The sequence below is a fragment of the Stygiolobus sp. CP859M genome (genome assembly GCF_037389975.1).
Lineage (GTDB): Archaea > Thermoproteota > Thermoprotei_A > Sulfolobales > Sulfolobaceae > Stygiolobus.
The window spans coordinates 80,256-96,139 of the sequence record NZ_JBBHKS010000007.1 but is presented as its reverse complement, the minus strand read 5'-3'; the positions used below and the strand labels follow the sequence as shown (position 1 = coordinate 96,139).

At 37.5% G+C, this 15,884-nt stretch carries 25 protein-coding genes; 6 read left to right on the top strand and 19 right to left on the bottom strand.

Features of this window, described 5'->3' with window-relative positions:
• Positions 1–12: 12 nt before the first annotated feature.
• Entirely contained in the window at positions 13–249 is a 237-nt protein-coding gene (locus tag WIW72_RS02070) for a hypothetical protein (RefSeq protein WP_337701507.1), read from the bottom strand.
• A 58-nt stretch (positions 250–307) separates the two neighbouring features.
• On the opposite strand from WIW72_RS02070, the gene WIW72_RS02065 reads away from it, so the two are divergent.
• A complete protein-coding gene (locus WIW72_RS02065; RefSeq protein WP_337701508.1) occupies positions 308–727 on the top strand; it encodes an HIT family protein in 420 nt (139 codons plus the stop codon).
• Positions 728–731: 4 nt separating this feature from the next.
• Here the strand turns inward: WIW72_RS02065 and WIW72_RS02060 are convergent, their stop codons facing one another.
• The 10 genes from WIW72_RS02060 to pyrB form a co-directional block, all read right to left on the bottom strand.
• A complete protein-coding gene (locus WIW72_RS02060) occupies positions 732–1,037 on the bottom strand; it encodes a zf-TFIIB domain-containing protein (protein ID WP_337701706.1) in 306 nt (101 codons plus the stop codon).
• Positions 1,038–1,172: 135 nt separating this feature from the next.
• Complete coding sequence (locus WIW72_RS02055; RefSeq protein ID WP_337701510.1) at positions 1,173–1,640, bottom strand: Lrp/AsnC family transcriptional regulator; 468 nt, start codon at positions 1,638–1,640, stop codon at positions 1,173–1,175.
• A 59-nt stretch (positions 1,641–1,699) separates the two neighbouring features.
• The gene (locus WIW72_RS02050; RefSeq protein ID WP_337701512.1) at positions 1,700–2,302 is read right to left on the bottom strand and encodes a MarC family protein; all 603 of its coding nucleotides are present in this window, start codon (positions 2,300–2,302) and stop codon (positions 1,700–1,702) included.
• On the bottom strand, positions 2,299–2,607 hold the full coding sequence (locus WIW72_RS02045) for a hypothetical protein (protein WP_337701514.1): 309 nt from the start codon (positions 2,605–2,607) through the stop codon (positions 2,299–2,301). The genes WIW72_RS02050 and WIW72_RS02045 overlap by 4 nt, the downstream gene beginning before the upstream one ends.
• On the bottom strand, positions 2,579–2,878 hold the full coding sequence (locus WIW72_RS02040; protein WP_443294804.1) for a hypothetical protein: 300 nt from the start codon (positions 2,876–2,878) through the stop codon (positions 2,579–2,581). Before WIW72_RS02040 ends, WIW72_RS02045 begins: the two co-directional genes overlap by 29 nt.
• 11 nt (positions 2,879–2,889) lie before the next feature.
• Positions 2,890–3,798, bottom strand: a complete 909-nt coding sequence (gene pyrD / locus WIW72_RS02035) for a dihydroorotate dehydrogenase PyrD (protein ID WP_337701518.1) — start codon at positions 3,796–3,798, stop codon at positions 2,890–2,892.
• A complete protein-coding gene (pyrC, locus tag WIW72_RS02030; RefSeq protein WP_337701520.1) occupies positions 3,776–4,942 on the bottom strand; it encodes a dihydroorotase in 1,167 nt (388 codons plus the stop codon). Before pyrC ends, pyrD begins: the two co-directional genes overlap by 23 nt.
• Entirely contained in the window at positions 4,926–5,567 is a 642-nt protein-coding gene (locus tag WIW72_RS02025) for a hypothetical protein (protein ID WP_337701522.1), read from the bottom strand. The genes pyrC and WIW72_RS02025 overlap by 17 nt, the downstream gene beginning before the upstream one ends.
• 3 nt (positions 5,568–5,570) lie before the next feature.
• Positions 5,571–6,071 carry an aspartate carbamoyltransferase regulatory subunit gene (gene pyrI, locus WIW72_RS02020; protein WP_337701524.1) on the bottom strand — a complete coding sequence of 167 codons (501 nt, stop codon included), beginning with the start codon at positions 6,069–6,071 and terminating at the stop codon, positions 5,571–5,573.
• A gap of 1 nt (position 6,072) precedes the next feature.
• Positions 6,073–6,966 carry an aspartate carbamoyltransferase gene (gene pyrB / locus WIW72_RS02015; protein ID WP_337701526.1) on the bottom strand — a complete coding sequence of 298 codons (894 nt, stop codon included), beginning with the start codon at positions 6,964–6,966 and terminating at the stop codon, positions 6,073–6,075.
• 72 nt (positions 6,967–7,038) lie between these two features.
• On the opposite strand from pyrB, the gene pyrE reads away from it, so the two are divergent.
• Genes pyrE through WIW72_RS02000 form a run of 3 tightly spaced genes read left to right on the top strand, consistent with a single transcriptional unit; the run spans position 7,039 to position 8,900 of the window.
• Entirely contained in the window at positions 7,039–7,626 is a 588-nt protein-coding gene (pyrE, locus tag WIW72_RS02010; protein WP_337701528.1) for an orotate phosphoribosyltransferase, read from the top strand.
• Positions 7,619–8,281: an orotidine 5'-phosphate decarboxylase gene (locus WIW72_RS02005; RefSeq protein ID WP_337701529.1), complete on the top strand. Its 663-nt coding sequence runs from the start codon at positions 7,619–7,621 to the stop codon at positions 8,279–8,281. The genes pyrE and WIW72_RS02005 overlap by 8 nt, the downstream gene beginning before the upstream one ends.
• Positions 8,247–8,900, top strand: coding sequence for a hypothetical protein (locus tag WIW72_RS02000; protein ID WP_337701531.1), 654 nt, complete (start codon positions 8,247–8,249; stop codon positions 8,898–8,900). Before WIW72_RS02005 ends, WIW72_RS02000 begins: the two co-directional genes overlap by 35 nt.
• Here WIW72_RS02000 and WIW72_RS01995 read toward each other — a convergent pair.
• From WIW72_RS01995 to WIW72_RS01975, 5 genes are read right to left on the bottom strand one after another with little or no spacing between them, the layout of a single operon-like run.
• On the bottom strand, positions 8,863–9,894 hold the full coding sequence (locus tag WIW72_RS01995) for a phosphate uptake regulator PhoU (protein ID WP_337701533.1): 1,032 nt from the start codon (positions 9,892–9,894) through the stop codon (positions 8,863–8,865). The genes WIW72_RS02000 and WIW72_RS01995 overlap by 38 nt on opposite strands.
• A 12-nt stretch (positions 9,895–9,906) precedes the next feature.
• On the bottom strand, positions 9,907–10,416 hold the full coding sequence (gene cdvB3, locus WIW72_RS01990; RefSeq protein ID WP_337701535.1) for a cell division protein CdvB3: 510 nt from the start codon (positions 10,414–10,416) through the stop codon (positions 9,907–9,909).
• Between the two features lie 25 nt (positions 10,417–10,441).
• Complete coding sequence (locus tag WIW72_RS01985; RefSeq protein ID WP_337701537.1) at positions 10,442–10,747, bottom strand: winged helix-turn-helix domain-containing protein; 306 nt, start codon at positions 10,745–10,747, stop codon at positions 10,442–10,444.
• Positions 10,748–10,773: 26 nt separating this feature from the next.
• Positions 10,774–12,132: a dihydrolipoyl dehydrogenase family protein gene (locus WIW72_RS01980; protein ID WP_337701539.1), complete on the bottom strand. Its 1,359-nt coding sequence runs from the start codon at positions 12,130–12,132 to the stop codon at positions 10,774–10,776.
• The gene (locus tag WIW72_RS01975; protein WP_337701540.1) at positions 12,122–12,520 is read right to left on the bottom strand and encodes a hypothetical protein; all 399 of its coding nucleotides are present in this window, start codon (positions 12,518–12,520) and stop codon (positions 12,122–12,124) included. The genes WIW72_RS01980 and WIW72_RS01975 overlap by 11 nt, the downstream gene beginning before the upstream one ends.
• 35 nt (positions 12,521–12,555) lie before the next feature.
• Here WIW72_RS01975 and WIW72_RS01970 point away from each other — a divergent pair, with 35 nt between their 5' ends.
• Positions 12,556–13,197, top strand: coding sequence for a tRNA(Phe) 7-((3-amino-3-carboxypropyl)-4-demethylwyosine(37)-N(4))-methyltransferase (locus WIW72_RS01970; RefSeq protein WP_337701542.1), 642 nt, complete (start codon positions 12,556–12,558; stop codon positions 13,195–13,197).
• On the opposite strand, the gene WIW72_RS01965 is transcribed toward WIW72_RS01970, so the two are convergent.
• Genes WIW72_RS01965 through metG form a run of 3 tightly spaced genes read right to left on the bottom strand, consistent with a single transcriptional unit; the run spans position 13,111 to position 15,054 of the window.
• Positions 13,111–13,761 (bottom strand): 7-carboxy-7-deazaguanine synthase QueE, encoded by a 651-nt coding sequence (locus tag WIW72_RS01965; RefSeq protein ID WP_337701544.1) that lies wholly within the window; start codon positions 13,759–13,761, stop codon positions 13,111–13,113. The genes WIW72_RS01970 and WIW72_RS01965 overlap by 87 nt on opposite strands.
• Positions 13,730–14,719 (bottom strand): NOG1 family protein, encoded by a 990-nt coding sequence (locus WIW72_RS01960; protein ID WP_337701546.1) that lies wholly within the window; start codon positions 14,717–14,719, stop codon positions 13,730–13,732. Before WIW72_RS01960 ends, WIW72_RS01965 begins: the two co-directional genes overlap by 32 nt.
• Positions 14,713–15,054 (bottom strand): methionine--tRNA ligase subunit beta, encoded by a 342-nt coding sequence (gene metG / locus WIW72_RS01955; RefSeq protein ID WP_337701548.1) that lies wholly within the window; start codon positions 15,052–15,054, stop codon positions 14,713–14,715. The genes WIW72_RS01960 and metG overlap by 7 nt, the downstream gene beginning before the upstream one ends.
• A gap of 111 nt (positions 15,055–15,165) precedes the next feature.
• Between metG and purC the strand changes: the two genes are divergently transcribed.
• Positions 15,166–15,870, top strand: a complete 705-nt coding sequence (gene purC / locus WIW72_RS01950) for a phosphoribosylaminoimidazolesuccinocarboxamide synthase (protein ID WP_337701550.1) — start codon at positions 15,166–15,168, stop codon at positions 15,868–15,870.
• Positions 15,871–15,884: the final 14 nt, after the last annotated feature.

Here is a 15,884-nt window from a genome sequence, read left to right as displayed (position 1 = left end):
CGTTTTTAAAAGTCATTTAAGCACGTTTCTAAGGATCTTTTTCAAATCATCAGGCAATTTGTCTCTTGAGTCTATAGTCTGTACATTATTTAAGTCTTCCTTCCACTCTTCACTTTCTCCCAATTTTATGTTCTTTAAAGTCTGGAATATATATATCTTTTCTCCTCTTTCATTTCTGGCTTGATGTATAATCAATTCATTTCCACCAATCTTTACCAGATATTTTGCCTCGATGGATGATATCTTCATGATTTCTAATTTAACACTTATAGGGATTAAAGCTTTAACTTTAATGTCGGGTGATTTAATGGATTCTTGCGTATTTTGTAAAATAATTAAAGGTGAACTTAAATCACAAAAAGTATATGAAGACGATTATGTGCTAGCTTTTCTAGATATTAATCCGATTCATAAAGGACATACACTCGTGGTAAGTAAAAAGCATTACGATAACATATACGAGATTCCAGATGATGAATTAAAAAAAGTTATTGTAGTAGTAAAAAAGGTTGCTATAGCAATAAAAAAGATGGGTGCGGATGGTGTTAATGTTATCCAAAATAATGATGAAGCAGCAGGGCAAAGAGTGTTTCACATCCACTTTCACGTGGTTCCGAGATATAAAGGCGACCGTATTAAGATACACACAATAGAGGATAAGACCAGATATAAAGATGAAAATGAAATGAGAGAATATGCGGATAAGATTAGAAGGTTTTTAAGTTAGTACTTTACTCCTCTTCAGATTCGTCACTTTCTTCAAACTCTTCCCTGAGCAGTTCAAGTCCTATTTCCTTATAATATTCTTCTCTCTCCTGCTCTAGTTGTTCTTCCTCTAGCCTTCTTTCTCCTTTATCGCTCACTAAGGAGGTAGTAAGGACTTTGTTGCTTTTATCAGCTTTTTCTTTCACACTGTATTCTTTTTTCGCTTTTTCACTGAGTTCCTTCTCGTAACCACATTTATTGCACTTCAGTATTTCTTTGCCATCCTTCTTGGTAGGTACTAGCACTCCTCCACATTTAGGACAGAACTGCATTAACTGGTCACCATATATTGTAGTAAAGCCTAGAAAATGTATAAAAGGCTTTTGCTTATCTTGGCTGATCCTAGGACAACCCTTTATTAATAGGGATAGTTTATTATATAATAAATTAATCAAAAAAGGATAGATTTAAACAATTTTAATCCTAGGATCTTCTTTAACTACGTTAAGAACTATACTCGTGTGAGTTCTCTCCACCTTAGGGTTCTTTAATAAGCTCTTCAGAAAGTTGTCGAGATCTTCTACACTGCGGAACTTCGCTATTACTGCGACATCATATTCTCCTACAATATCGTAGACTGCGATAACATTATCTAGATTGGCTATTTCTCTTTCAAATTCAACTAAATGTTTTCCATCTACCTTAGCCATTATTATGCTTGTAAGTGTATAGCCTAATTTTGAATAGTCAATCAATGCTGTAAATCCTTTTATTACGCCCTCTTGGACAAGCCTGAATAATCTATTATGAAGAGTCGCGGGTGATACATTCATTTCTTCCGCTAGTTTTCTTAAACTTACTCTAGAGTCTTTTAGTAACTCAATTAATAATTTCCTATCAACTGTGTCTATCTCAACCCGTTTTCTATCAGACATGAAGTTCATGATTATTAAATGACTACCCGTTAAAAAATTTTCATTTTAATAAGGATTTGTCATACAAACTTGAGCTGAGATATACCAGCTAGTATTAATTGTATTCCAAAGGCAGCTATGATTATAGCGGTGAATCTGCCCGCAGCAACTGTTCCAGTTTCACCTAATGCTCTTACTAGTATTGGTCCTACAAGGAGTGAGAAATAGACTAAAAGTGTAACTACAATACTACTTAAAATTAATGTTACTGGATTATAAGATACAGATAACGTAATTAAAGCTGTCATAGTTCCAGGGCCTACTAGAAGTGGTGTTGCTATTGGAGTGATTAGAGCTTCCTCTAACTTTTTCACGAATCTGAGTTGTTGGAAACCACCCATAGTATCGATACCCAGGTAAACTAGAAGAATCCCACCTGCAATTTCCAGTGCTTGAGGTGATATTCCAAGAAAATCAAGTAAGGGTTTCCCTAGTATTGAAAACAAAACTAAAAGTACTCCAATAGCAACTGTTATTTTATTCACAACAAATTTCCACGTTATCTTCTCCTCTCTAGCAGCCTCTTCATAAACCGCTAATAAGTACGGTAGTACAGAAAAAGGGTCTATAATTGCAAACAATTTTACTGTAATTATTGGTATTGGTGAAAATATATCTGTCATTCTAGTAGGCTTAACACGTCTCTGAGAATTTTAATTCTTTCCTCTTTATTTTCGGTGAAAGAAGCTAAAACCAACTTACTGAGCACTTTGTAGATAGTAGAAATTTCCTTCTTACACTGTTCATTACCTAATTGGAGTTCATTTACTTTGCTTTCTAAACTTTGCAAAGAATAAAGTAATTGTGTTATGATGTCTTCTTCTCCGTGTTCATGATGATGGTGATGATGTTCTTCTTGCTCTACTTCTCTTTGTATTTCAGCTATATCGTCCTCGTTCTTAGGAATCTTGTCTATCCTGAACTTCATTTTCCTCTCCACCCTCAGTATCTACGTTTCTTACTTCTTTCATATCTATATCTTGAATTATTAATTTATCTACGCCCATCTTGAGATAGTGTTTAATGACAATACTTATCTTGCCTGCTGCCCTAACTGGGATGCACTCAGTCTCTACCTCCTCTCCCGTCACCAGCTTAGCTATTACCTTAGCCTCTTTTTTAGCCTCGTCACAATATTCAACGTCTACCGATTGTATCTTGCCCATATACAGTAGTGATTCTATGTCTCTTCCTTTCATAGGTATTCTGTTCACTTTCTCACACCTATACCAATCACTTCTTCAATCTTTAATCCTTTCTCCTTTAAATAAGTGTTAAAACCCTCGCGTATCTCCAAAATTACTTCGTAACCTCTGTCGATAATCGCTGTTCCTAAACCCACTAACTTCGCTCCAACAGCGATTAGTTCTAACGCATCTTCCCACGTAAATACTCCTCCCATCCCGATTATTTCTGTATCGTACTCCTTATACACGTCATGGATAACCCTCACAGCTAACTGATGTATGCACTTCCCTGATATACCACCTGTACCGTAGCTTAGGATAGGCTTAAACTCCTCTCTATCTAAAGCTAACCCCTTAAGTGTATTTATCAGGGTAATTCCTTTAGCTCCCCCTTCAAGGGCTTTTCCTGCCAGTTCTACAGTATTGTCCCAAGGACCCAATTTTACGAACACGGGGAGTGAAGTTACACTGCTCACTTCTTTAGTGATGTCCAGTGTAAATTTTGAGGTTGATTCACCGTAACCTTTTCTGTTAGGGCTACTTAGGTTCAGTTCTATCATCTTCACTTTCTCTCTTAAAGCCTTGTTAGTAGTTCTCAACTCTTCGAATCTCTCTACCACTTTCTTTATTTCACCTATACTGTTTCCCCCTATACTTAGAATTAAATTACAGTCAGATTTAACCTGAAACCCCTCCAGTGAGTCTATCCCCGGGTTTCCCAAACCTATTGCATTCATGTAACAACCATTACTTAATTTAATCACTGTAGGAGGTTTGTGGGGCTCTAATGCGTTTAATGTTAGCGTCTTCATCGTTATTGCTGAAGGCGAATATTTTTCGCAAATTTTATTCATAAATTTATCTACGAGAGGGACTATGCCAGAGCTTATTATAAAAGGGTCTTTAAATTCAATTCCTGCTACTTTCAGCAATTATGTTCACCCCCTTAATGGGGTATACAGTTTCTCCGTCATATGCTAGCTTCCCTTCTACAATAACGTTAGTTACCTTAGCTTCTAAAGGAAACTGGTCTAGAGGGGTTTCTGTTACTTTACTGAATTTAGTAGAGTATCTCCAACTCTCCCTTTTGATTATTGTAAATGTAGCTGAGTACCCCTCCTTTATCTCTCCAGCTTTAATACCCGTGATCTTAGCAGGGTTCTCGGCTAGTAATTTAACAGCCCTATCTAATTCTAAGAGTCCCTTAAACACTAACGTATAAATAAACGGAGTTGTGAAAGATACAGTCGCTATTCCAGGTGGGCATAGGTCGATTGGCAGAGACTTCTCCCTTTCGGTATGTGGTGCATGATCACTTGCCAATGCATCCGTCTCATGTAATCCTAGAAGGAATAATTCCAGTCTAGTCTTATAATCCCTAATTGGGGGGTTTACCTTACTTAGGCAATCCTTTTCTCCTTCTACTAACATGTGGTGTGGTGTTATATCAGTCGAAAATCCTAAGTTTTTTGCGAGCCTCAACGTCTCTAAATTAGTTATATGTGTTATGTGTATCTTTCCATTTACCATGTAAAGTGACGCAAGTTCCATCCACTTGTCTCTGAGCCTTCTGTCAACAGTTAGAGCAAGGGGTATTTCAGGATGAAGTATTTTAAGCTTTTTACTCTTTTCAAGGATTAATTTAGTTTCCTCTTTTTCTAGATCCTCAGGAAATATTTTATACCCCGCTATAGGCAGTTTATCAACCTCCTCAAATTCCTTTGTAACACCGCTATATATTCCATAGTTTGTTCTAGCATATAAATCGAATTCCCTTAATCTCTCTATAACTCTTTCTTTTGTATTTACTGGCGGTATTGTGTTTGGCATGTCAAATACAGTACCGACTCCACCGTAAACAGCTTCACTGGTCGCAGATGTTACCGTCTCCTTATATGATAACCTGCCCCCCCTAACGTGGACGTGAATATCGATAGAGCTGGGTAAAATAAGCTCATCGGGTCTGAACTCAATATCTGGTTTACAGTTCTTCCTAATCTCTCTTATGTTTCTATCTATGTTTATACACAGCTCGGTAATTTCCCCGTAATAGTAGGTTTTACCTCTGATCCACAAGTTCCCTCACTTCCACAAAGGGTCCTTCAACACAAGGTAGTATTCCGTTATAATTACACTCACCACAGACTCCCAAATTACAGTTCATTTTTACCCATCTCACGTATACCAGAGCATTTAGAGGGAGAGTTTTTACATCAGATTCAGGAACGGATGCTAGGATTAAATCATATTCTTTACTATCTTGTAAGCTCTTTACTGTCTCGAATTCTCCGACATCACATTTTTCTAAGCAATATATACTGACTTTAGACCCACTTTCGCTAAGTACTTTTAACGCGTACCTTAAATCGAGATAATTCTTTTTGTTTCTAATAATTCCTATCACATTTCCGGTCTTACTAAAGTTAATCGGCTTACCGAGAGGTCCCTTTATTAATAATTTCTTTTTACCCTGAATCATGGTGATGAGTTTCTGACTTTCAATAAAGAGCGTCAAAACTTTATTTTCCTCATCGTAATCACCTACGGTTAAAGGGATTTCTAATTCTTTTGGAAAAATTATGCTGATGTATTGACCGGCTCTAGGTTTGAAAGGGTATTTAACCGAAACTCTGTTTATCTCAAACATCTTGTCATAAGAAACAGAAATTACATCGCTATATATCAACTCATTAAACAGCATTAGTTACACCGGTTTTGTTTGAGGGTTGCCCAGTATCTGTCTAATTACGTCGTTTTCATCTATTTCTGTCTCGCAATACTCGCATCTCATTTTCAACGGTTTTACTTTAACAGTCCTGAAAACAGATGTTGCCTCTATATCGTTATTGGTTATACAGTGAGGGTTAGGACACCTCAGAATTCCCTTTACTACCTCAGGCACTTTTAACTGCTTTTTCTCAACGACCTCATAATCCCTTATGATGTTAATCGTGGCAGTAGGAGCTATTAGTGTAATTAAGTTGGCCTCGTTTTCACTTACTTCCTTGTCTTCGATCTTGACTATATCCTTCTTTCCTATTCTTTTACTTTCTACGTTAAGTACAACAGCTACTCTTAATCCTTCCGAGCCCGTTATCTTTAGTACTTTCAATACTGCGAGTGCTCTTCCAGCAGGTATGTGATCTATAACCGTTCCGTTCTTAATTTTACTTACTAATAGTTCTTTTTTTGTAGGTTCTTCCATTTTACTCACCTAAAATTTTTTCGAGTAAAGCCATTCTGACGGGCACTCCGTAGGAAGCTTGTTCAAAATACTTTGCATGTGCTGTCTTGTCCACTCTTCTGTCGATCTCATTAACTCTCGGCAATGGGTGAAGAATGATACTATCTTTCTTCATTTTACTCACTAAATTTAAGTCTACTATATAGCTCTCCTTGATCCTCTCGTATTCAAGTTCATCTAAGAACCTCTCTTTTTGTATTCTCGTAACGTAGAGCACGTCTAAATCCTCAATGACATCGTAGACGTTTGAGGTAATTTTGTAGGGATAATTCAACTCTTCTAAGAATTCATTTCTCGGTCTAAGTTGTGGAGGGGAGATTAAATACACGCTTTTTGGCTTAAATCTTGTTAGCATTCTTAGGAAGCTATTTACTGTTCTAGCGTATTTAAGGTCGCCAAGTAGTCCGTAAATTAGACCATCGGTTGTTCCGAAGTGGTTAAACACGGTGAAAAGGTCTATTAGAGTTTGTGTAGGGTGTTCATGTTTACCGTCTCCTGCATTAATTACCGGTTTATCCGTAACCTCAGATGCAAGCTTCGCTGCACCATCAAATTTGTGTCGTATTACTATTGCGTCAGAGTAATTATCTAACATCCTGAGTGTATCTGCTAAGTTTTCTCCCTTAGTTACTGAAGTTCCTTCAGCTCCAGAGAAACCGATTACATTTCCTCCCAAGTTTATAACCGCCTTATTAAAGCTCAAGTAAGTCCTTGTACTAGGCTCGAAGAAGGCTAGAGCTACGGTTTTTCCTCTTAATGAATCACCTTTTTGTTCCTTCACGAACTTAGAAGCTAATTTGAAGATCTCTTCTACATCTTCTCTTGTTAAGTCATATGAAGAGATTATACTTTTCACAAAAGCCCTTGTTTTAGCTTTGTTGGAAGATTATTTAAAGTCTTTTACGATTAAGTATAAAGCCGATAAGGGATGGAATTCGCTAAAAGTATTCTGGAAAAAAGATTATTACTAATAGGTAATTTTATACTCACCTCTGGTAAAGTCAGTCCATATTATTTAGACCTCAGGAGACTACCTAATTATCCAGAGATATTTAACGAAGTAGTGAATAAAGCTACTGAGATAATAAAAGGTCTGGACTTCGACATCATAATAGGAATAGCTACTGGAGGGATTCCATTCGCATCATTTCTAGCATGCAAGCTTCAGAAACCTTTAGGTTATATAAGGAGTGAGAAAAAGGGATACGGTACAGATCGTTTGGTTGAGGCGGAAGTACAAGGAAAAAAAGTTATCATAGTTGATGACGTGGTAACTACTGGGGGGTCTATATTAAGGGCCGTTGATGAGGTGAGGAAGAACGGCGGATTAGTTAATTATTCACTCGCTATAGTAGATAGGCAAGAAGGTGCTTCTAAAAAGCTAAAAAACGTAGATGTAAATTTGATCTCAGTCTATAAAATAAGTGATATCCTAAACTACCTTCTTTCCTCGGACTTAATAAACGACACTGATAAGAAAGCTATAAAGGAGTATTTGGTGAATAATATTGAGTAAAACTATACTAGCCTTGGATATAGTCCTACCAATTAAGACACTTAAAGGTATCAGGGACTATATTCCCAAGGTGAAATTTAGCTATATTACTTTGCTTGATGGAGGCTTGGAGTACCTAAAGGAAGTTTATAAGTTGGGTTGGGAAGAAGTGATCTTTGATTTAAAACTTGCTGATATTGACTCTACTATGGTTGGGATAGTCAGTAGGCTGACTAGTTTTTCAGATTCCTTTATCTCTCATTCCTTTATAGGGTTCGAAGGAGCTCTTGACACTCTCTCATCCTTTTTATCAAAGGAAGGTAAGGGACTATATTTGGTTCTTTCTATGTCTCATAAAGGTTGGAACGATTCTTTCTACCCGTATTTGAAGGATATTGCTAGACACGTCAATCCTAAGGGATTTGTGGTCGGAGCTACTAAACCAGAAATGATTAAGGTAGTCAGGTATGACTTCCCTGAAAAATTGATTATATCACCAGGTGTGGGAGTTCAGGGAGCTTTGTTTGGAGACGCGTTATGTAATGGTGCCGATTATGAAATCGTAGGTAGGAGTATATATTCCTCGACTGACCCTGTTAAAACTACCCGTGAATTAGTTGCTAAGCAAGAGGTAAGGGTTAATGAGTGCAAGGAAGTTTCAGAAAATAGAAAATAATGACTTAAGTTTAAAACTTGCAAAGATTGCAAAGTTGATTTACAAAGCCGAAGAAATACATGAAGATACGGGGGAAGAGCCTACAACGGACTTTCAGAAATTATACACACAAGGGGGTGTTGAAGGAACCGAAATTGGTAAAGGGAAAGTCAGTTACTTTGCTTTATATGAGGAATTTGCTAAAATCTATATAGAGTTTATCAGTAAAGTAATGAGTACTTACGCCTCAAAGACGAGAGAGACAGAAATAGAGTTCATTAATATACTTCTTGATGATGGCAATTATCTCGTGTTAGAGGGAGAAGAGGATAGAGTAGTGATTCCCCATCCCTTAGCTATTGCCTCTACTCATACTCATCCTAACGTCTGCGTTTTCTCCTACAGGGATCTCGAAACAGCTTCTCACCTATTTATAAAGAATTACCTAGCGGTGGGAGTAACCACGGACGAATGTTTGTTACTGATTTTCAGAAAAGGTGCTTACACGTTAGAGGATAAGAACGAGCTGGAGAAACTGGCAAGGATAACTAAAAAGAGTAAAACACTGCAGGAAGTTCTAAACGGTTATAAAAACTCAAGGTTTAATCGGTTAGCTCTTCAAATGGTTCGGATTGTTTAGCAAGAAGATCTATTGTTGCTTCCGCTATATCGATGGAATATCTTATAGCCCTTCTAAGGGAGTCCATGATTATCAGTAGAGACCCTGTTTTCTTGGGATCAAGTTGAGAGGAGAGAATAGATTGGGTTATAAGAGCATTAGAATTCAACAAGTCATACTCTTTCTTAATTACGTCGTGGGCTATATTCCCGTCTTTGTTGAAGAATGCGTTTACTGAAGTCTTATAGAAGTCTGCAGTAGTTTTGCCATGATCATATACTCTTTTGTCCTCAAGTCTCTCCAAGGTCTGAAGCTGTTGTAATATCCTTACTGAGTGATCGGAAATCCTCTCTATAGATTTCACAACTGAGAATATATTTATTATCTGAGTCAAGTTATATCCTTCGTTCTCGAGAATATCTGAGTATTCAACCGACAAGGAAAGTTGTCTTACAGTGTAAAAGTAAAACCTATCTACGTCATCATCTCTATCAGAGATTTCTTTACTGAGTTTCTCATCCCCTTCCCACAAGGCATCCATCGAATCCCTCAACATATTATAGGAGATGTTGAATGCTCTACTAATGGACTTAGTCAAAGACAGATCCTTTTCATTAACTAGAAATTGAATCATTAAACTACTAGCATTCTCGTCAATAACTTCAGCCCCAAGAAGCCTTTTTCTTACTACGTCCTTTATCATCTCTCTATCGTCTGCAGTAAATCTGTTACACGATACTGTAACTAATGAATATCCTGCCATATAATATGCAATTATCTCTCTTATAACAAAGGAGATATCAGGTTTATTACAGTTGAGACCTATAGTTTTCTCTCTTTTCTCGTCTCCCTCTCTGTTTTTTGGGGTAAGTATTAATCGTAGTTGTTTGTCCTGCCTTATCTCTATCTCATCACCAGGTTTTAAGGAATGTTCTTTCACCCAATTTTTTGGTAGGGATATTATATATGTGGAACCGCCAGTTAATTGTATTTTTCTCACTATAGGCTTTATCATAGTCTATTTTCACTATATACTTGCCTCGGAGACTTTATATTTTTTATTTACCTCTTGTTTAGCAATACTTTCCGACTCAGAGAGTATTTTGTTTGCTTCTTCCGTTATATTCTGTATAAAGGGGGTTTCAGTAGTTTCAATCGGTATTAATGAATCTAAAATCTCGTCTATTATGGGAGAAAATTCAATTGAAGAACCTATTTCCTTCTTAAGTACCTTTACGGCTTCTACTACTGGAGCTAGATAACCACGAACCTCTCCGAGAATTAACACGGTCTCCAGTCTAATCTCAAGGATTTCCAAAATGATTTTCAACTGGATAAGCCTAGATATTATATTCTTGTTTATATCTGCCTCTTTTATATATTCCCTACTTAGATAGGGGAACCTACCTACATTAGATAGGGAGAGCCTTTCCAAATTTTTAACTCTACTATCGATTCTACTTACCCAGAAATCGATCTTATTAATTGCGATTTTAACGTCTGCAAGTAACTCTGATAGCGTCTTTTTCCTTCTCACAAATACCACATTTGAGCCCAAACATTTAAGAGGATTTAGTCTCCTTAAGAAGCTCATTCAAAACGTTTGCATACATGCGGTAGAAAGAAGTAAGCTTATATAATGCCCCATAACCGTCTCCTTCTCTATATACTATTTGATTATCTATCAAGACCTCGAGATGATGGGTTACGGTTTTATAATCTATAGAGAGTAGCTTAGCTATCTGGTTGGCATTCATTGGAGAGCTCTCAAGTAATTTCACAATTTTAAGTCTAGTATTTCCCCCTCTGGAGGACAAAAAGAGAAATTTGAAAAGCTTTTTGACTTGCCTGATCTCTTTATCACTCACTATGGTTTAGAAAAGGGTTTATAGTATTAATAAATCTCTCCGTAAATTCCGCGTTGAGAGATCTCGGTTATCACTTCTGAAATAGTAGGATGAGAGAACTGTACTTTATAGAGATCACTTAACTTCAGGGATAACTCCATAGCTAAAGCCAATGTATTTATAACTTCCGTAGCCCCCTCACCTACCATATTAGCACCCAGAATCTTTCCTTCAGAGTCCACGTAAACTTTCAGGAATCCCTCAGGTTCATTAAGTGTCCACGCTCTCGGTATCTCCCTCATAAGGACTTTTATCTCCCGAGCATCTATTCCAGCCTTCTTCAACTCTTCAGCAGTTTGCCCAACTACTCCTATTTCGAGATCTGCGAAAATTGAAGACGGAATGTATTTGGGCATTTCTGTATTTTTACCACCTATATTATCTCCAGCGATAATTCCTTGTCTCCATGCCTTCGTTGCAGAGAGGGGCACTCCAGCTACATCACCTACAGCGTAAACTTTTGGATTACTAGTTCTCGCCTTATTGTCTACCTTAATGTAGCCTCTTTGGTCACTGTCTACTTTTATAGCCTTTAGATCAATGCCGTTAGTTACTGGTTTCCTCCCTATAGTAATAACAGCTAAATCTCCCTTGACTTCTTCTGTAGATGAAGGCGTTTGTGCAGTAAACACAACTTTATCATCACTCTTTACTATCTTTGACTTGGTGTTAAGATAGATCTTAACACCTATTTCTTCCAATCTTTTCTTTACTTCATTTGCAACTTCAATATCTATCCCTGGAACGGGCAATAGTCTTGGCATTAACTCTATAATAGTAACGTTCTTATTCATAGCCCTGAACAAGGTAGCTAACTCCACGCCAGCAACTCCTCCACCTACTATAATTATATCATTAGGTAAGGATGGTAAGTTCATTGCAGTCCATGGATCTACTACATTCCTCCCGTTTAGTGGAAAGTCTGCTAAAGAAAGAGGCTCTGAACCCGTCGCGATTACCATCATATCTGTGGTTATCACTTTTCCGTTAACCTCTACTTCCCCTTCCCTTTTTACACTGGCTTGTCCTTTTATGACGTCGATGTTATACTTCTTGAGGACTGAAGTGAAAGAATTCTTGACGTTCTTTATTATTTCGTTTTTGAATACTCCAAGTCTATCGTAATCTATCTCTACCTTTCCCGAAATCCAGTTTGATTTTGCAGTTTTGCTAACCAGCTTTACGGCATCTATTAGGGTCTTTGACGGAATACAAGCTCTGTTTAAACACTCTCCTCCGAGTTCATCTTTTTCAATTATAGCGACTTTTTTACCTAATTCCGAACTTCTTATCGCCGCAGTTAAACCTCCTATCCCTCCACCGATTACCACTACATCATAATTCATTATTTTTCTTAATTCTCCTAGTAAGATAGGTTTTAAGCTTTTGCAAAACGCTTTGTAAGTCCTTATCCAACATCTTTATTTTATCATCGGGACAAAGAGCAAGGTACTCCAGCTCCGTAAAGACTTTAAACTCTTCTTGAATGTCGTCTAAAGAACTAGTAAGGTCTAAATATCTCTCAACAAAATATCTTCCGTTTTCACAATTCTTCATGATGAAGCTTAGTAAACCTAAATCCATCACTCTCTTTCTACCGTTCTTATTGTTCACAACAACTACTCTGACTCCTATAGGAATATCGTCGTATAGGTCGTTTATTGAGATTTCATCTGTGGAAAGAAAAATGATGGATTCCTCAGCCCTTAGAAATTTTTCAACTACCCTATTCATTAATACTTTTTAGGTCATTAAGAGTAAAAAGTGTCGTGGAAAACTGGGAAGATTATAAAAAGAAAGCATGGGAGAGAATTCTGAGAGACAAGGAGATTGGGTACCTAGATCCAGACATATTCGAAGTATTAGAGGTGTTCTTTAAAAGGCAAAAGGCATATACACAGAGTAGCTGTAGCGGTAGGGTTTCCATTATAGACTCGTATTTACCGTGGGAGAGAAAAGATTCCACTGTAGTTTATAAGAATCATATTACCTTTAGTTTGGAAGATTTAAAAGACACAATATCTAAGGGTTATGTTAGAAGGCTCTGGTTGATTGTGCAAGGTCCAATCCTACACGTGTATACTAAAGATAAGGAAGAAGCGTGGGAGTTATTGAAGATAGCTAGAGGTGCAGGGTTCAAGCACAGTGGTATTCTAACCTCAAATAATAAAGGATTTCTGGTCGAGTTAAGAACTGGAGTAAAGATGGTTCATTACCTCTCACCTTCTTTAGGCCAGAAAGAGCTGGAAGAGTTAGTATCCATTTCATTAGAGGTATTACGTAAGGGTAAGGAAAAACTTAGGAAATTAAAGGAAAGTGTTGAGTCATCTATATCTAATGAGTCTATGGAGCTGAGGGAGAACTCTAAAAGGGAGACCGAACTCCATTACGGCATCGACCAGTCTCCTTAAGGATTCCTCGTAATTATTCACCCTACCGTCAGGTTGTAGGATGACTTTTTCGGGGTTTATGTTATTCCTTCTGACGAATTCAGCTACTTCCTTGAGGTCTTTTTCTGGGTTGACTATCACGAATTTGTAATAGGTCGGCCATTTATCCTCAATAAAATTATAGTTAAACTTGTAACCTGCGTTACTGAGTTTAGGTGATACAGAGAAGATGTCTACGAGTTCCACAAGTTTTTTCGGTGGTCTAATAGTTCCGCTGGTTTCAATCAAGACTTTCTGCTTTAGCTGTAGTTTAATCGCCGTAACAAGAGGTATAATGTTCTGGAGAAGCGGTTCTCCCCCCGTTATTGTAGTTAACGGTAAATTTCTGTTTAGCTGAGACAAAATGTCATCCAGTGTCATTTCCTTTCCTTCATATTTAAACCAAGAGTACTTCGTATCACACCATATACATCTTAAGTGACAACCAGCAAGCCTGATAAAGTTTGAGGGGGTACCAATTACCTCTCCTTCTCCCTGAATGGACTGAAAAATCTCACTTATCCAGTACTTTACTTCCGATCTCACGTTTCATTAAGGATATTACATAATTTAAAAGTTCATTTATGCCGTCCCCTTTTTCAGCACTAATCTCGAATTCAGGATTGACTTTAGTTTTTATCTCTTCGTATAATTTTTCGTCTTTATCATCGATCTTATTTAGTACGGGTATTACCCTCTTTCCTAACTCTCTTACCTCTTCGTACAAGTCTAACTGTTCTTTCGCGCTGTATAATGAGGTTTTAGATACATCGAAAATGAAAAGAATTATACCATCCAGATTTTTGATCGCATTAATTGCTTGTAACTCGATCTTGTTTCTTTTAGCCATAGGTCTGTCTAATATCCCTGGTGTATCTATAACTTGGGCTTTAAAAAACCCTAAGTCTATATGTCCTACGTGTATTTCCTTAGTAGTAAAAGGATATGATGCGACTTCCGGTTTAGCACTTGATATTTTCCCTACTAACGTGCTCTTACCCACGTTAGGGGCTCCAGCTATGACAATTGTAGGTAATGAGGGATCTATTGCTTTGAATTTCTTCAACGATTTTGCCACTTGTATAGTCCAGCTAACACATTCACTTCTTTTCCTTAGAATCGAGTTTATCCTTCCTACACACTGTCTCATAAGCTTATTTGCTTCTTCATCTTGGCTCTTCCTTATTAATCCCATATACTGTCTCGTTATCTTTCTAGACAGAATTACTGCTCTGTTAATTGCGCTTAAACACATCTTAAGTTTATCGACGTCTCCAGCTACTATTCTCACCATTTCTTGATAGAAAGGGTGGAGCTCATCTACTTTTGGGAACGTGCTCACAAATTCGCTGTATCTCGATAAAGAATCCTCTAACGATTTCACTCTCCTTAATTCTCTATCTTTAGGAGTGTTTCCACCAATAGAAGGTATCTTGTTTAGGTAAGACTTTATAAAGTCCTCAACTTCTGGAGGTATTTTTACTTTCTCGAAGGGGTTCAACATACTTTTGTTCCTGCGGGTACTTCCCCATCTACTGTTATAATTCTCGGTTTTATTCCTTTCTCCTCATCTTCTTTACATCCGGCAGCGAGGATCATTCCCTGACTTTCAAAGCCCCTTATTTTTCTTGGTTTCAAATTAGCAATTAAGATTACTCTCTTCCCCACTAATTCTTCTGGTCTGTAAAATTCTGCAATTCCGCTTATTATCTGTCTAGTTTCCGTTCCCAAATCTACCATGAGTTTCAGGAGCTTTGTCCCCTCTATATGCTCAGCGCTTTTTACAATCCCTACTCTTAAATCTAACTTTGCGAAATCGTCGATAGTTATCTCGCTCATGGCCAGTATTTAGCTGTAGGCTTAAAATAAAATACTGTCTTTTACTTGGTTAAGTAAATACTCTTCCTTCATTTACAATAGTTTTTTATACCGCGTGTGTAAATCACGATTATGGATTTTACAAAGGTCGCAGAAGGTAAAACGAAAATAGTATATGATTACGATAAAGATCATTACCTTCTTTACTTCAAGGACTCCATAACGGCCGGAGACGGAGCTAGAAAGGATGAAATGCCGGGAAAAGGGGTATTAAACGCTCAGACATCAGCTTTCCTCTTCAGACTTCTAGAGTCTAAGGGGATAGAGACCCACTATGTAGGAATGTATGATGAAAGGACTATGATAGTGAAAAAGTTAAGCATGGTTCCAGTAGAAGTCGTCTTGAGGAATATAGCCACCGGAAGTATTGTGAAAAGGCTTCCTATAAAAGAGGGCGAAAAGTTCAACCCTCCGATAGTGGAGTTCTTCCTAAAAGACGATGAAAGGCACGATCCTTTACTTAACTACTCTCACATGGAATACTTTAAGCTGTTTACGAGAAAGGAGGCTGAACAAGTAGAGGAAGTAATGAAGCAAGTAAATAACGTGCTGTATAAGTTATTTCTCGAAAAGGGGCTACTACTTTATGACTTTAAACTGGAGTTCGGGAGGCTTGGTGACAAGCTCGTTATAGGAGACGAAATTACGTTAGACTCTATGAGAATCAGGGAAAAAGATACCCTAAGAATTCTCGATAAGGATCTATATAGGAAAGGAGCCGATCTGGAGACCGTAAAGAGGAGTTACGAGGAGTTCTTCAAGAGAATAACGTCGTGAAGAGGTGGAAATGA

Bases quoted from the DNA above. Each gene is read 5' to 3' on its own strand.
- WIW72_RS01960 (WP_337701546.1), bottom strand. From the start codon at position 14,719: ATGTTGAACCCCTTCGAGAAAGTAAAAATACCTCCAGAAGTTGAGGAC.
- WIW72_RS02070 (WP_337701507.1), bottom strand. From the start codon at position 249: ATGAAGATATCATCCATCGAGGCAAAATATCTGGTAAAGATTGGTGGA.
- pyrE (WP_337701528.1), top strand. From the start codon at position 7,039: ATGGAATTCGCTAAAAGTATTCTGGAAAAAAGATTATTACTAATAGGT.
- WIW72_RS02025 (WP_337701522.1), bottom strand. From the start codon at position 5,567: ATGCTGTTTAATGAGTTGATATATAGCGATGTAATTTCTGTTTCTTAT.
- WIW72_RS02050 (WP_337701512.1), bottom strand. From the start codon at position 2,302: ATGACAGATATATTTTCACCAATACCAATAATTACAGTAAAATTGTTT.
- WIW72_RS02055 (WP_337701510.1), bottom strand. From the start codon at position 1,640: ATGTCTGATAGAAAACGGGTTGAGATAGACACAGTTGATAGGAAATTA.
- WIW72_RS02000 (WP_337701531.1), top strand. From the start codon at position 8,247: ATGAGTGCAAGGAAGTTTCAGAAAATAGAAAATAATGACTTAAGTTTA.
- purC (WP_337701550.1), top strand. From the start codon at position 15,166: ATGGATTTTACAAAGGTCGCAGAAGGTAAAACGAAAATAGTATATGAT.
- WIW72_RS02045 (WP_337701514.1), bottom strand. From the start codon at position 2,607: ATGAAGTTCAGGATAGACAAGATTCCTAAGAACGAGGACGATATAGCT.
- WIW72_RS01995 (WP_337701533.1), bottom strand. From the start codon at position 9,894: ATGATAAAGCCTATAGTGAGAAAAATACAATTAACTGGCGGTTCCACA.
- metG (WP_337701548.1), bottom strand. From the start codon at position 15,054: ATGAGCGAGATAACTATCGACGATTTCGCAAAGTTAGATTTAAGAGTA.
- WIW72_RS02060 (WP_337701706.1), bottom strand. From the start codon at position 1,037: ATGCAGTTCTGTCCTAAATGTGGAGGAGTGCTAGTACCTACCAAGAAG.
- pyrI (WP_337701524.1), bottom strand. From the start codon at position 6,071: ATGGAAGAACCTACAAAAAAAGAACTATTAGTAAGTAAAATTAAGAAC.
- WIW72_RS01975 (WP_337701540.1), bottom strand. From the start codon at position 12,520: ATGAATAGGGTAGTTGAAAAATTTCTAAGGGCTGAGGAATCCATCATT.
- WIW72_RS01980 (WP_337701539.1), bottom strand. From the start codon at position 12,132: ATGAATTATGATGTAGTGGTAATCGGTGGAGGGATAGGAGGTTTAACT.
- WIW72_RS02065 (WP_337701508.1), top strand. From the start codon at position 308: ATGGATTCTTGCGTATTTTGTAAAATAATTAAAGGTGAACTTAAATCA.
- WIW72_RS02040 (WP_443294804.1), bottom strand. From the start codon at position 2,878: ATGAAAGGAAGAGACATAGAATCACTACTGTATATGGGCAAGATACAA.